This window comes from Prochlorococcus sp. MIT 1342, assembly GCF_047304495.1.
In the GTDB taxonomy this organism is placed as follows: domain Bacteria; phylum Cyanobacteriota; class Cyanobacteriia; order PCC-6307; family Cyanobiaceae; genus Prochlorococcus; species Prochlorococcus marinus_D.
Map to the genome: position 1 here is coordinate 959,922 of NZ_CP138957.1, position 14,748 is coordinate 974,669.

Below are 14,748 nucleotides of genomic sequence, written 5' to 3' on the forward strand. Positions count from 1 at the left end.
CCTCAGTCTCAATACTATTTTGCAGAATTTGATGGCGTTGCCTATGTGTCGATAGTTTTATTATTACAAGGCTAGCTTTCAAGTCAAACCAATAATTAAGCCAGCTCTTCTTAGAGATTCATTGATTAGAGCGCCTTCAGTTGCATGTCAAGTTTTAGATGCAGAATTCGATGCTTGATCATGATAATATCGCAATTTCTGTCTGTATAGGCACTAATAGTCTTTCAAAGGCTAATGCTAATAACAGATCATTATCATCCGCCTTTCTCCCCTATCTGTGTGAGGAACCAAATGAAACTCTTCCAGCAATTGCTGGTGGCACCTGCTGCCTTGGGCCTGATGGCCCCTATGGCTGCTAATGCCGCAGACCTAGATATCAAAGGTGTGTCCGATTATTCGGCCTCCAGCGAGCAGGTCACCAGCATCTCCCAATTCCAAGATGTTTACCCAACCGACTGGGCTTATCAGGCTCTGAGCAACCTGATTGAGCGTTACGGCTGTGTAGCTGGCTATCCAAGTGGTAGCTACCTGGGCAACAGAGCAATGACCCGCTTTGAAGCGGCTGCTCTATTGAATGCCTGCCTCGATCGCATTACTGAAGTCACCGACGAACTGCGTCGTCTTCTCAACGAATTCGAGCAGGAGCTCGCCATCCTCAAGGGCCGTGTTGATGGCCTAGAAGCCCGCGTTGGTGAACTCGAAGCCACTCAGTTCTCCACCACCACCAAGCTTGTTGGTCAGGCTTCCTTTGTTCTCGGTGCAAATAGCTTTGCTGGCTCACTTGACGACGTAAGAGAAATCTATAACAAAGAGTGGGGTGCAACCAGCTTCAACTATGACCTTGAGCTTGTGCTGAACACGAGCTTTACAGGTAAGGACTCACTGTCTACTACTTTGCGTGCAGGTAACTTCGGAAAGACTGTATTCGGAGGAGATGGACCCACAAACCTCTCGACCTTGGAAGTTGCGTCTGAGTCAGAAACTGGTGCCGATCTCGTGTATATCGACAAGATTTTTTACCAATTCCCGATTGGTGAGAGCTTCACCGCAACTCTTGGCGCAATCGTTGGCCAGGAAGACATGCTTGCAATTTGGCCAACGGCCTATGCAAGTGATGGATCTTCAACGGTTTTGGATGTCGTCACATTACCTGGTGCATCAGCTGGTGCTTTCAACAAAAATCTGGGTCAGGGGGCTGGCATTTGGTGGGAGAACAATGGTTGGGCAATCAGTGTCAATTATGTTGCTGCCAATGGAAGTAACGGTGATCCCAATTCCAATGATGATCTTTGTGGTGGCATAGCTAATGATTGTTCAGCTGGAACAGGAACTGCTCAAATCGGATATATCGATGAGCAGTGGGGCGTCGCTGCGACCTATAGCTATCTTCAAAATAATGATCTTGTCCTTTACTCGAGTATGGATGTAGCTGATAGCTACGGATTCACTTCTGGAACCGATAGCTATACAAATTCCTTCGCATTGTCTGCATACAGGATGCCTCAAGAGAATGGTTGGATCCCTTCAGTTAGCCTTGGCTGGGGCATCAATTCAACCAGCTTTGAGGATGACCATGATGTTAACGAGAGAGAAGTTTCTCAGTCGCAGTCCTGGATGGTTGGTCTCGAATGGAATGATCTGTTTGTTGAAGGTAACGCTGGTGGTTTCGCGATCGGCCAGGCACCATTCGCAACCAGGCTTAAAGGTGGTGGCACACCTCATGATGGAAACTATGTTTCAGAGCTTTGGTATAAGTTCCAGGCGACTGACAACATTGTTGTTACCCCAGGCCTCTTCTATCTGAGTCGCCCTGCCTCAGGGCTTATGGATACTGATGAAACACTCAACCAGTTTGGTGGTGTATTGAGAACGACATTCAGCTTCTAGATCGCAAGCTTTGACTTGCATCAACAGCTTGATATTTTAAAGTTGTGTTAGAAGATAATCCAGAGCATTTTTTACACTCTTTCATGTGTAATTGTAGATCGCAAAAGGCATTTGCAATTTTTACATGATGAACTATTTGTTTAATCAATATAGGCATTACACATTTCACGGTAATAGAGCCTAGCGAATATCATGTCTAAAAAGTATCCTACTAGTCGCTTTAAGAAACTAGAAGGCCTGATTGAGCTCACAAAGGATCTGCTGATCTCTGAATAAAGATACATGAATAAAACTTGTCTGATTCATGTATCTTTATTGTGGCGATGAAATATCTTCTCTCTTCATCGATTAATACCAGGCTATTAATCGAGCAATGAGATGTGAAAAAAAGAGTGGATGAGTTCTTTGCAATTGTGATCTCTTGTTAAATAGAGATATCTTGTAAGTATCATTAATTTAACGCAGGTATCTCTTGCTTAAGCTGAATTGCCCATGACATCAGTCGATCATCCGTCATATCTGATTCGCTGTCTTCATCGAGGGGTAGACCACAGAACTTGTCCCCTATTAAACTCTTTGAATCTTCAAATGTATAACCATCCTTTGAGACATATCCCACCATTGTAGCGCCTGCATCTTTGAAGCACTGATGAAGTTCTTCAATAGCATCACAGAAGTTTTCAGTATAAGTTGATGAGTCTCCGAGCCCATAGATAGCTACCTGTTTACCACTTAGGCTTAGCTTGGAGATGTCTTCAAGCATTGAATCCCACGCTGTACCAGATCGTTCACTATCTGCACCTGTGTTCCATGTTGGAATACCGCAGATAATCGCATCTAAATCGTTTAGCGGGCTTAAGTCCTTTAGATCAGCTAAATCCTGAGGTGTATTAGTGCCATTGAGGAGAGGATGAAGCCGATCAGCAATATCCTCAGTTTTACCTGTTGTTGTTGCAAAGTAGATGCCGACAGCCATGGATTTAATAAAAGCAAACCAGTCTTAATGCAGCAAGGCTTATTTATGTCGTTCATTATTAACTCAATGCCGTGCCTATTTATACTACATATTGGTTGTTCTAGATGGCTCTAAGATTTTCCTTTGCAAGCAAGCTCTGTTGCTTGCATTTTATAAATGAAGGTAATGTGGTTTTTCATGAAACTTAGGTTTAGACCAGGCAATGATTTGTCCAATCTTGTCTCTTTAAGAAACTGACTCATTAGACAGGTTTTTTAATTGAATGAGGCTCTGGCTAGATGAGCCCTTAAAGAGCTGCAGGGTTTGAATCAAATGAGTGATTTATGTTCCTTCAAACCCATATTCTATATACCTTCAGCATGATTTTGCCTCTTCTGCAGTATATGTTGTTACGCCTTTCTATTTATTCTTAGATTAATGATCATCTTGTTTATATTACAAACCTCTGCTGAAAGTTTTTATTCACTATCGCTTGGTTTATTTAATTTCTAATGACTTAAATTAATTAAAGCTTGTATTGATCTTATTCGATTCATGTCTCATGGTTAAAGAAATCAGACTTATCATTGGTTGTGGGGATTATTGTTAAAGGATTCTTTTGAGCTTTGCTCTATAGGCAGCAATCTTTATACCTTTGTGCTTTAACTCAGCTGATGGCTTATCCGTTGAGGCGTTCCATCCAAAATCCGGCTAACTGCCAGCTGGTCCAAAGAAATATACCTAGGAATGCCCAGTTCATCCATACAGGGCGTTCTGGGTTGTCCATCCTCGTACTCATGATTAATTCAAATCATGGCAGCATTCCCTCATTATTCAATCTGGATGAAGGAATTGATGCACTGTCTGGATTTGGCAATGTATCCTTAGAGTGATTTGAATACAGCCTTTTTGCTTTTCTTGCCATTGCAGGCCTGTTAACCCGTCATGATGGAGGATCCGATGATGCCTTATGGCAGATGCTCCCTATTTAATCGCCTTGGCCTTGCTTGAGCAAAATGGTAAGCGTGCACTACCACTTTCAGGTAAATCACAGTCTCTTCCACCGAGCAATGAGGAAATTGGTGGTCAACAGGCGCGTCATGACATGCCATCAGATGATGGCAAGGCCCTTGCGTTGGAATTATTGCTGCGCATATGGCAACGTACAGATGACGGCCCCTTGAACCGAGCTGTTGGAGCAAGCAGCTTCCTACTTGTAGAACTGCCAATGGAGCGTTTACCGGAGGATCTACCCGCAATCAAGGCAGCCTGGATCCAAAATGGAGACTTCTCGAGCTTCCTTCTGAATTTGAAAAAAATAGCCGAAAGAGGCTGGACCCTAGAGTTTGCTAAATATCAGCCAGTTAGCTTCAAGGCTTGGTAATGGGTCGGCTAAGCAATTATATTCTGCGATTATTTATTATTACGGTTTTAGACTTTATCACTATCAACTCTATTGTTCATTGACTATACATTGACTTTCACCTACTTTGTGAGGTTGATTTTTATACATAAACCAGCACCTCTATAGAAGCTTTATTCGATTGCGAATTGTCGATCATAGATGCAATATAAAAAATTGATTTCTGCTGTGAATCTTATCGATTGATTAACTATAATCTTTCTATTCAATATTGCGTAATTAGATCATTTGGCTTCATGATCTTCCAATAGATGTTACTTTCAGGTCCACGATATTGAAGAAAAAACTCCTACAGACTCTATACCTTATTTTCCCTGTGAATTTCACTCGAAGTACTCGCTCATTTTCAATCTGTTTCTTGATTCTCTCACTTTACAGGTCTAAGATCAGTAATGCTCATCATGATGCTGATTAAATCCTCCAGACAGACGCTGAATTATTATGTAATCAGCAGCTTATATCTTTTTATGGTTCAAATGTTGTGCGCAATGCTTTCGTCCAATGACCTTATTGCTTTTCGTGATTCTAGAATAAATCAAATCTGCCTGTTTAACTTTCATTGATTAACATAAGGTATTATTTTATAGTCACTGTTTTTTACTTGCTTTATTTGCATTTATTTGTTTATTGAGCTCGTTTCAGCAGCCAACCCTTATCAATCAGGCTGTTGGTACTGCTGTAGCAGTTAACCTCAACAATATTAGTGTGAAGAATTTATTTTCTATTCAAATGACTCGCCTCTTTGTTGTTCAACATTTAGACCGTGAAACTCCTGGTTTGTTTGAAGACCTTGCACAACAACACGGGATGGCAGTCCATGTGATCCGTGTGGACCTAGGGGAACCTTTGCCTTCTTTGGTTAAAGGAGATGGTTTGCTGGTCCTAGGAGGGCCGATGGGCGTAGGCGATCTGCATAACCCAGCCTTCCCATGGTTATTGGATGAGGTTCTTTTAATTCAACAAGCCTTGGAGCATCAGATCCCTTTTGTTGGTGTCTGTCTTGGTGCACAGTTACTTGCACATGCTTGTGGTGGTGGCGTTGAACCGCTGTTGGGCGGCGATCCACCGCGACCACTTGCGGAGGTCGGGTGGGCACCAATTACATCCACGCTCGAGGCAGGAAATCAGTCAGTCATCAGGTCTTTAATCCAGCCACTGGATGTTTTGCATTGGCATGGCGACAGGATAATTCTGCCTAAAAATGCCAACGTTCTTGCCAGTAGTGTTCGCTGCCGTGAGCAATTGTTCCGAATTGGCCCATTGGCTTATGGGCTCCAGTTTCATCTAGAAGTCGAGGATGAAGATGTTTTTCGATGGATTGCTGAAGACAATGATTTCATCTGTGCAGCCCTTGGCGATAACGCAGCAGATATTTTGCATGATCAGCAGCAATTGTATAGTAGTAGCAGTAGACCTAGGCGGCTAAAGCTACTTTCAGAATTATTTCGCGAGCTTTGGCCATCACAATTTTAGATCATTGGATATTCTGCAATCTATTGCTGCGAAATTTTTCGCTGACACTCCAAAACTGGATTCGCATATGAATCACAATTGATTTATAGTCTGATTTTTTATAGGTTTAAAACATGATGCTTTGTCGTCAATATATTTATTTGAAGAGTAGTTGGCTTGGATCTCTGCTTCTCCTGTATTGTTACTCAATGAAGTTCTCAATACCTTTTAAGCGCTGCTTGCCTAGCCATCATCTCCAGATCAGTTGCCCCATATGTGTTTAACCCGCTTAGTGATTTCATCCACCTCTATGCAAAGGCACAGTTTGCTGATAAAAGTGGCATATTAGAGGCACACTTCAAACGTTAGCCAGATCCCAACACTATCCTACGATCCACCAATCCCACCAGAGAACAGGCCTCTAAACAGGACTGATTTCGTCATTGAGCCCTACATGCAACGCAGTGACCCTTGGGCTTGTTGGCAGTTGTTCTCCACTCTTGTTCCGATCGCTGGATTATGGCTGATGGTGTCTTTGATTGGGCATGCATCCTCTCCAGTTGGCCTGAAGGCCGTTCAATTTTTTATTGTTCTTGTCCTGTTGGTTTTGCTGTCGTCTCGTTGCTTTGCTTTAATGCACGATTGCGGACACGCTTCTCTTTTTCACTCCCGATGGCTCAACCGTTCAGCCGGTTTTTTTCTTGGAGTGCTGAATGCGATACCTCAACACCCTTGGTCACGAGGGCATGCCTATCATCATAAACACAATGGAAATTGGCAGCTTTATCGAGGCCCTTCAGCTTTACTGACTCTTGCTCAGTATCAATCTCTTTCTAAAATCAACAAGATTATATATTTTATAAGTCGTCATCCATTGATGTTATTTCCTGGTGGTTTCTTTTACCTCATAATTAAGCCTCGATTGGCCTTAATCCTGGGATTGACAGAATATTGTTGGTCTAAGTGCCGTCAATTTTGTTTAGGTCTTCGAGATGATGGCTGGAAAAGTATTAATAGTTTTCGCTCTCAATTACTGAACCATCAGTCAAGTTATTGGTATACCTCTGGAGAATTAGCTGATCTTCTGGCAAATAACCTCTTAGTACTAGCAAGTTGGTTATTAATGAGTCGATGGCTTGGAGTTGGTCTGTTTTGGACTTGTTACTCTTTGGTGATGACAGCTTCGGCAGCAATCTTTATTTGCATCTTTTTTGTTCAACATAATTTCGAAGGTTCCTATGCTCATGGTAATGACGACTGGAGCTACTTTACTGCAGCAATTGAAGGGAGTAGCAATTTAGATATTCCACTATGGCTTAATTGGTTTTTTGCAGATATTTCTTTCCACAGCATTCATCATCTTTGCGAGCGGATACCTAATTATAGATTGAAGGCATGCCATGCACATAATAAAGCACTTCTGCATCGAGCAAAGAAATTACGCATTACAGACATACCAGATTGCTTTGCTTATATTCTTTGGGACTCAGAATCCAATAAGTTAGTCACACTTGCAGAGGCAAATCTACAAACTGTTTGACTAGGTCTTCATAAACGTAGATGTTCTACTTATTTTCACCACAATCAATATAGAAACTATTTTGAAATCTAATTATCTGATATTACGGTAACTAAAACGGAGAGGGTGGGATTCGAACCCACGATGCCCTTGCGGACATGCTGGTTTTCAAGACCAGAGCCATCAACCACTCGACCACCTCTCCCTCAACTGACTCGATGAAGTCAGCTTTGATAGTTTAAACCATGACATTGAATGGATGATGACCATGCTCGTATTAGATCAGACTACAGTGTCTTCTGTCAGCCATGGCCACCGGTTTTCACTCGTCATAGCAAGCAAATCATCGTCTTTCTCTGCATTGCCGCCGTGGAATAAACCGATAAACTGAAGAGAAGAGACAAAAGTTTCCAACTTTTCAAAATTTCCATTTCCGGCAAGCTCATCGACGAATGTAGCAGGTAATTCATAGCGCACATTGCTCCAATTTAGTGATGAAGATGAATCGAAATCATCTTTTTTATCAGTGCCCATTTTTAATCCTGTAAGAATGTCACGAATATCTCATTTATATTGTAGAGGTGTATTGACTATATTCCATCGATATGTCAACCTATTGAATTGCTAGCAGATCCTTTGACCAATTATGTTTGCTAATGCATGACTTGAGAAGTTACTGATGCCTAGTAAGCCTCGAGATCGGCTCGGAGAAGTTTATGGTCGCCTAACTGTTGTTCGTGCGTCCGATCGCAGAACCGCAGCAGGCAACTGCTATTGGTGGTGCCGTTGTAGCTGCGGCAATGAACGTGAAGTTCCGAGTGACTCTTTATCTCATCGGTTGAGAAAGAAAAAGAATATTACCGAATGCATTGAATGTTCTCGTGAACTCACAACTGAGGCTGTTTGTGATAAGAATGATCGTGAGGAGAACTTAAGAAGAAAGCAGGCGCTAATTAATCGAAAGAATCTTGTAGGCAAGGTTCCAGAGCAATGGCTAAAACTTCCCTTAACTGATGCTCATGCTAGGGAAATTGGAGTAAAGAAATTTTTTAGAGGCACTTATTGTCTTAATGGTCACCTTTCTCCTTATCGAATCAATGGTGGCTGCTTGGCTTGTAATAGAGCTGAATAGGATGCCTATTAACCAATATTCCATGTACTCTGATTAGTATTGCTTACCAAGCAGCCATAACATTCATTCCCGTAGCCTATATCCCCATGCCTACGCAGCCAATGCTCACTAAGCCCATGGATACCACTCCAATACTTACAAGGCCCATCGGCACGATGCCGATTGCAATGATTCCACGCGGAGCAATCCCAATAGCAAAAATCTTTGCTAAAGCGGAAAACTCTTCTCCTCGTTTCGATTGATTTGGTCCATCAACAATTTTGGGCTTCATGCTTGTATGGCTGCACGTTAATAGTAATACCCTAGGGCTACTTTCCCATCTCTAGCCATCGCAAAGATCAATCAATTAATTTGATAGGAGGATGGTTAATGTATTTATCCTGCGATTAAAGCTATATCAGTTTTTTAAACCTTTTTTTGGCTTTGTTCGAGGCATGTGATTGATAGGTTTTCCAACGTAGAGATCAGTGATGAAAAAATACAGAATGAATTCCATGCTTCTTGGAGTCTCTTCTTCATTGTTCTTGTCAAACTCCTATTGAATAGTTGTTAACTAATGAGGTGTTGGTCTGTCTATCATTCTTCAGGTTCATGAGCATCGTGTTTACATGGATCTAAGGCAATATTTTAGGTTTTTACACTCACCATTCGAAGTTTATTTTCGCGGTCTTCAAGTAGTGTCCTTAGCCACTTGGCGGCGATCGCACGAGAGATGGTGCGATTATGTAGAAATTCGCAAATCACCAGATATAAGGGGCCTGTATTGGATTCAATATTGAATTGAGCATCGTATGCAAGTAACTGCTCATCTGTTTGACAAGCCCTGAGTTTGTCGACTATTGCTTCGCGTGTGCTTTTACTCATCGCATTGACCTTGATCTTGGCAGTGCTCATTGGCTTAAGGAGGTGTAGATCGAACTTTCCTCACCCCATAAATAGCCACCTATCGCTTTTGGTTGCAATGGTCTTTACCAACCAATTGATTTGGTTTCGTCAGAATTTTATGCCTCTTGCCTAGAGATCCGTCCTGGTGAACCATCCAGCACGGATCCCATCAGCGTTTTTGTCAGCTCCCAGGTTTGGCAAGTGGAAGTAGGCATTTGTCTGAGTCACAGCCTGCCGGCCCCGCCTCCATCAGTTCACCTTGGTCATAGGAGTGAAGAGCTTCGAAGAAGTTGCTCCTCACCCTCCGATTAACCACCTCTGCTTGCAGGCGCTCGAATGTGTTTGCATCGATCGGTTCAAACGGCAAGCGCGGGAAGGTGGCATTGTGGGCATCGAAGCGAGCAAGCAGCGCAGCAGAGATGTAGCCCTCAGTGTTGTCAATGGCCTGATGCAATGCTTCGCCCAGACTCTGTATCTCATCCTCACGCAGTTCGATCGTCGCTGAAGTGTTGTGGGCCGTGTAATGGCTTTGCACTTGCATGTAGAAATCAAATTGAGCTAGTGCTGAGAAGTTATTGATATTGACAGCATCGGCTCCAGGCAGGTTGGCCCAGCTGACTTCCGTGGGGATTTCAACCAACCATTCGCTGCAGCGTGGATCAAATGGATCATCCAACAAGCGACCCTGCTCATCTTTATCAGATTGAGACGGCACAACGGTGTATCCGTAGTCCATACATGCCATCGCCACAGGATCATTCTTGCGGAAGGTAATCCGACGAATGAAACGCTGGGCCTTAGGAGGATGCCATCCCGGCGCTGCTCCTGTAAGCAGACTTTTCGTTCCGGCTGGTTGAACTGTGGTGCAACGGCTAGGGCGACGCAACTCGTGGCGATCGCAATAGTCCCAGACAGTTTCGTTGACTATTTTTTTCCAACGGATCAAAAAGGATGCTTCCTTTTGCTTAAATTGGCGACCTTCATCTGTGTCTGGTCGACCGTTTTCCCACCATCTGAGCCAACCAGTACCGAAGGCATGGACGAAGAAGTCAAATAAACCAGTAAAACTCACGCCCACAATTGGATCCCAGGCACGGCTTTGGCGATATCTGGGAACTTCAAAGCGATGGTTTAGTAGGCAGGCAACAGATAGAGCAGCAGCTTTGAAAGCATCGGCTTGACCGTCTTCATCGCAAGGGTCGATTTGGTTGAGATGGATCTCGGCCAAATTGCAGTGAAAGTCGGCTCCAAGAATTTCCCCGCATGGGTTTAGGCCATAGCGGCCTAGTCGATGCTCTAGTTCGCTGGCATCGATCGGACCGTGGTTGGTCTGCAACCAGCGACCTGCTTCGTCTTTTCCCTGATCGCAGTAGATCCCAATGAATTCCTGGCGTAATTCTTGTGTGGTGAGCAGGTCTGCATTGGAGCGAGCAATGGCCTCTGGTGCGAATTGAATGGCACCCTCTCCAGAATGGAATTGTTTTCTTACGGCTTCAACCACAATCGATCGGCTCGGTCTGTTGTGGTAAACCCTGGTGTGATTGGCCATGCGTAGCGAATCTTTTTCGGGATCGATGCGCCAATTACCTTCGGCATCTTGTTGCCAGAGATTTTCTTTGGCCTCTGCAGCTGCAAGATCTTCCGCCGAGAACTGACGCATGCCAGCACTGCGGCGAATGTTTCCTGCCACGATCGTTACTGCGGCTTCGTCGATTAAGAGGCAACACTCCACTGAAGTGAGGCGACGGCCGACTGCTTTACCAAGCAGTCGAGCGACACGGGTATAAAGATCCTTCAGCTTCACTGGATTGGCCATGCCACCAAAGCCCTTGAGGGTCTCGCCTACTGGCCTTACGTCTGAAAGGTCAATACTCACATTGATGGTTCGTCCAGCGAAGCGCTCATCGCTGCATAGTTCGAGTAATAACTGATAGCTGTCAACCCAGCCACGACGTGTGTCTCCAACCTTGATCAAGACGTTGTCGTTTTCAATGCTGTGCGTTGTCTGCTCTTGTCTTTGATGTGCTGCTGTTAGGCCAATATCTGTGACGCCAACGATTTTGATGGGGTTGCGAACCACCGGAAGCTGATCAATCAAGTGAGGTTCAATGACAGCACCAGTTCCGCAGCCCATCATCGCAAGGTCCATCATTAGACCAAAGGCTTCCCAGTCCACCAGGTTGGTGGATGTGCAGTTATAGGCACCTGAGAAATTCTCTGCTCTTTCGATCCAATCAGTTCCACCGATCCATAGCCAACGACCAGAGGGGAGAGCCTTTTTCTCGGCTTGCATGCGCGACATCAGCGCTACTTCCTCAGCTCTGAGTTTGCCGAGTTGCTGCAGTCCTTGGAGGTTGCGTGTGCTGACTTCGTTCCAGCTTTCTCGTCCCGACGAGGTGCGGCGGCTGTAAGTGCGATAAAAAACCGGGTTAGCCGCTGGAGCCGTGGCAGGGAAATCACCACGCTGTCCGCTGGCTTCTAAGGCTGTCATTGCTATCTCAGGTCTGCTCGAAGTCAGGGTCATAGGTTGGCTTATTCCGATAAGTAAGGCAACGCTACCGCCACTCATGGTGTCTGCAAGCTTTAGTAACACCATCGACAGTGCCTGGTTGAGACTAGTGAGAAATCTGATTGAGATCTTGTGAAGCGTTTGCCTGAGCCAGAGTTAATGGATGATCCGCTTCAGGCCAGGGCCTATGCCGAAGCAGATTTCTCTTGTGGTGATGAGGCATTAATCCAACGCTTGCAGGAGTATCTGATCAGCTTGTGCAAGATTCCTGCTCCAGGCAGCATGATCGTTGATCTTGGTTGTGGACCTGGAAATATTTGCGAGCGTCTCCAGCGGCTCTGGCCTGAAGTGATGGTGCTTGGCATCGATGGTGCTCAAGCGATGCTTGATCACGCTTTGCAACGGCAAAAAGCGATGGCCGCTGAACTTAAGCGACTGACCTATCGCTGTTCCAATCTTTCATCACTCGTGAACCAATGCGTTGATTTGAAATGTTCGGCTGCTCTCGTTGTTAGTAATAGCTTGCTTCACCACCTTCATGACCCCAATCTTTTATGGCAGGTCACTAAGTATTTAGCAGCCCCAGGTGCGTTTGTTTTTCATCGCGATTTGCGTCGACCATTATCGACGAAACATGCTATTGCGCTTCAACAAAAACACATGCAGGAAGCACCTTCTATTTTGATTCGTGATTATTTGGCGTCTCTGCACGCAGCCTTCACCTTGGATGAGGTGCAGTCACAGCTTGTTCATGCAGGTCTAGATCATTTGCATGTGATCGAAGTTGAGGATAGGTATCTCGACGTATTTGGCACGATCTAACTGCATAGGGTCAGTTTCATTTATGAGGCCTTCTCGTCTGTTTTCATAAGTGATGGCGCCAGTCTTTTCCCATTGAATTGAGTTGTCGCTGAAGAAAGAATTGAGATCAACGTTGGTGTTGGTGCCATGGCCCTCAGGTAGGGCTCAGTACTAGAAATCGATGATCTTGGTTGCTTCGATGGATCAGAATGATTGAGTACGCTTAAGCACTTTGCCAAAGCAGTATTTCTCACTGAGATGAGTTGAGATTGCAAAACTGATCACAATCAATCATTGACAGAGGCTGAAATATCACCTTTACACCTGCCGCGAAGTGAATTCCTTGTCTTATGAATCTTAGACCCAGTCAAAGGCTTGGTCATTTATCGCACCTTTAATATGCACTTGCACCCGCCAGATCTTCGTCACAGCTTGACCTCTCTTCCCGATTCCACGAGCCCGCCGATTGATTCGGCCTCTTCAATCGATATAGATCAAGTCCTTGAGGCCTCGTTGGCTGAGGCCATTAGCCGTCGCCGCAATTTCGCGATCATTTCCCATCCAGATGCGGGGAAGACCACCCTTACAGAAAAATTGTTGCTTTACGGAGGTGCGATCCAGCAAGCAGGGGCTGTTAAAGCCCGTGGTGAGCAGCGCAAGGTGACCTCCGATTGGATGGAGTTGGAGAAGCAGCGGGGTATATCGATCACCTCCACCGTGCTGCAGTTTGATTATGCAGATAACACAATTAACCTTCTTGATACCCCCGGACACCAGGATTTTTCCGAAGACACTTATCGCACCCTGGCGGCTGCAGATAATGCAGTGATGTTGGAGGATGCAGCTAAGGGTTTAGAACCTCAGACCAGAAAATTGTTTGAGGTATGTCGCATGAGAAACATTCCAATCTTTACTTTCATAAACAAGATGGATCGTGCAGGGCGGGATCCTCTGTTGCTGTTGGATGAGATTGAAGCAGAGTTGGAGCTAATACCTTGGGCCGTGAATTGGCCTATTGGTAGTGGGGAGTTGTTTCGTGGTGTTATTGATCGTCGAACTAGAAATGTTGTTCTTTTTACAAGAGCGGAAAGGGGCCGGCAAGCCAGTGAACGCCACCTTCATCTTGACGATCCGGAATTGCCAAGCCTTGTCGAGCAGGAGCTTTTGGACCAAGCTTTGGAAGAGTTAGAGCTCTTGGAAGCAGCAGGTGCAGAGCTTGATCTGGAATTAGTCCATGCAGGCGAGTTGACACCTGTGTTTTTTGGTTCAGCAATGACCAATTTTGGGGTAAGGCCTTTCCTTGATGCCTTTCTTGAGATGGCGCAGCGTCCGGTAGCTCGTTCTACAAGTGAGGGCCCTGTTGATCCTCTGCGACCATCCTTTAGTGGCTTTGTTTTCAAATTACAGGCCAATATGGATCCTCGCCATCGTGATCGTGTCGCCTTTGTAAGGGTCTGCAGCGGACGTTTTGAAAAGGATATGACGGTGCGCCTAGCACGAACCGGTAAATCCATACGTCTATCTCGCCCACAGAAGTTATTTGGCCAAGAACGTTCGGTCGTTGATGATGCCTATCCAGGTGATGTTATTGGTCTAAATAATCCTGGTATGTTTGCGATTGGTGATACTCTGTATACAGGATCTAGAGTTGAATACGAGGGTATACCATGCTTTAGTCCTGAGATATTTAGCTGGTTACGTAACCCGAATCCTTCAGCATTTAAAAATTTTCGTAAAGGAGTTAATGAGTTAAGAGAGGAAGGTGCTGTACAAATTCTCTACGATACTGATCAGAGCAAGCGGGATCCGATTCTTGCTGCAGTAGGTCAGTTGCAGCTTGATGTTGTTCAGCATCGTTTAGAAAACGAATATGGCGTTCAGACCCGTCTTGAGCCTATGGGGTTCCAGGTGGCACGGTGGGTCAGTGATGGTTGGCCTGCTCTAGATGAGATGGGACGGATCTTTAATTGCAAGACCGTTCAGGATGCCTGGCAGCGTCCTGTTCTCTTGTTCAAGAACGAGTGGAACCTTAACCAGCTTCTTGATGATCACCCTGCGTTGGAACTTAGTGCTGTTGCGCCTGTGGTTAGTGGTGTAGAACCGATCAGCCTTTGATCGTTGGGCTTAAATCTGCTTTCCTGACGAAAAGAACTCGCGATTCACTGCTCTAGTTAGCCAGAATCGT

The 14,748-nt window shown here is 44.9% G+C and carries 12 protein-coding genes and 1 tRNA gene; 7 read left to right on the forward strand and 6 right to left on the reverse strand.

Translation table 11 applies throughout. The annotated features are described in order from the left end of the window. Window positions 1–291 precede the first annotated feature (291 nt). Window positions 292–1,887: an iron uptake porin gene (locus SIB79_RS05105; RefSeq protein WP_063404041.1), complete on the forward strand. Its 1,596-nt coding sequence runs from the start codon at window positions 292–294 to the stop codon at window positions 1,885–1,887. A 451-nt stretch (window positions 1,888–2,338) separates the two neighbouring features. Here the strand turns inward: SIB79_RS05105 and fldA are convergent, their stop codons facing one another. Further along, a complete protein-coding gene (fldA, locus tag SIB79_RS05110) occupies window positions 2,339–2,863 on the reverse strand; it encodes a flavodoxin FldA (RefSeq protein WP_063404040.1) in 525 nt (174 codons plus the stop codon). 949 nt (window positions 2,864–3,812) lie between these two features. On the opposite strand from fldA, the gene SIB79_RS05115 reads away from it, so the two are divergent. The 3 genes from SIB79_RS05115 (at window position 3,813) to SIB79_RS05125 (ending at window position 7,257) form a co-directional block, all read left to right on the forward strand. Then, a complete protein-coding gene (locus SIB79_RS05115; RefSeq protein ID WP_063404039.1) occupies window positions 3,813–4,226 on the forward strand; it encodes a hypothetical protein in 414 nt (137 codons plus the stop codon). A gap of 768 nt (window positions 4,227–4,994) precedes the next feature. After that, complete coding sequence (locus tag SIB79_RS05120; RefSeq protein WP_063404138.1) at window positions 4,995–5,738, forward strand: type 1 glutamine amidotransferase; 744 nt, start codon at window positions 4,995–4,997, stop codon at window positions 5,736–5,738. A gap of 433 nt (window positions 5,739–6,171) precedes the next feature. Continuing rightward, entirely contained in the window at window positions 6,172–7,257 is a 1,086-nt protein-coding gene (locus tag SIB79_RS05125; protein ID WP_063404038.1) for a fatty acid desaturase, read from the forward strand. A gap of 97 nt (window positions 7,258–7,354) precedes the next feature. Here the strand turns inward: SIB79_RS05125 and SIB79_RS05130 are convergent. Further along, window positions 7,355–7,441 (reverse strand) — tRNA-Ser (locus tag SIB79_RS05130). 77 nt (window positions 7,442–7,518) lie between these two features. Further along, complete coding sequence (locus SIB79_RS05135; RefSeq protein ID WP_063404037.1) at window positions 7,519–7,770, reverse strand: hypothetical protein; 252 nt, start codon at window positions 7,768–7,770, stop codon at window positions 7,519–7,521. Window positions 7,771–7,915: 145 nt separating this feature from the next. Between SIB79_RS05135 and SIB79_RS05140 the strand changes: the two genes are divergently transcribed. Next, the gene (locus tag SIB79_RS05140) at window positions 7,916–8,368 is read left to right on the forward strand and encodes a hypothetical protein (RefSeq protein WP_063404036.1); all 453 of its coding nucleotides are present in this window, start codon (window positions 7,916–7,918) and stop codon (window positions 8,366–8,368) included. Between the two features lie 76 nt (window positions 8,369–8,444). Here the strand turns inward: SIB79_RS05140 and SIB79_RS05145 are convergent, their stop codons facing one another. The 3 genes from SIB79_RS05145 to nrdJ all read right to left on the reverse strand — a co-directional run bounded on the left by SIB79_RS05145 (window position 8,445) and on the right by nrdJ (window position 11,777). After that, a complete protein-coding gene (locus tag SIB79_RS05145; protein WP_063404035.1) occupies window positions 8,445–8,639 on the reverse strand; it encodes a hypothetical protein in 195 nt (64 codons plus the stop codon). A gap of 356 nt (window positions 8,640–8,995) precedes the next feature. Further along, on the reverse strand, window positions 8,996–9,262 hold the full coding sequence (locus SIB79_RS05150; protein ID WP_011130172.1) for a spectrin repeat-containing protein: 267 nt from the start codon (window positions 9,260–9,262) through the stop codon (window positions 8,996–8,998). 172 nt (window positions 9,263–9,434) lie between these two features. Continuing rightward, a complete protein-coding gene (gene nrdJ / locus SIB79_RS05155; RefSeq protein WP_196757632.1) occupies window positions 9,435–11,777 on the reverse strand; it encodes a ribonucleoside-triphosphate reductase, adenosylcobalamin-dependent in 2,343 nt (780 codons plus the stop codon). Window positions 11,778–11,903: 126 nt separating this feature from the next. Between nrdJ and SIB79_RS05160 the strand changes: the two genes are divergently transcribed. After that, window positions 11,904–12,584, forward strand: a complete 681-nt coding sequence (locus SIB79_RS05160) for a class I SAM-dependent methyltransferase (RefSeq protein WP_063404137.1) — start codon at window positions 11,904–11,906, stop codon at window positions 12,582–12,584. Window positions 12,585–12,995: 411 nt separating this feature from the next. Then, a complete protein-coding gene (locus tag SIB79_RS05165; protein WP_370520991.1) occupies window positions 12,996–14,678 on the forward strand; it encodes a peptide chain release factor 3 in 1,683 nt (560 codons plus the stop codon). The last annotated feature ends 70 nt before the right edge of the window (window positions 14,679–14,748 follow it).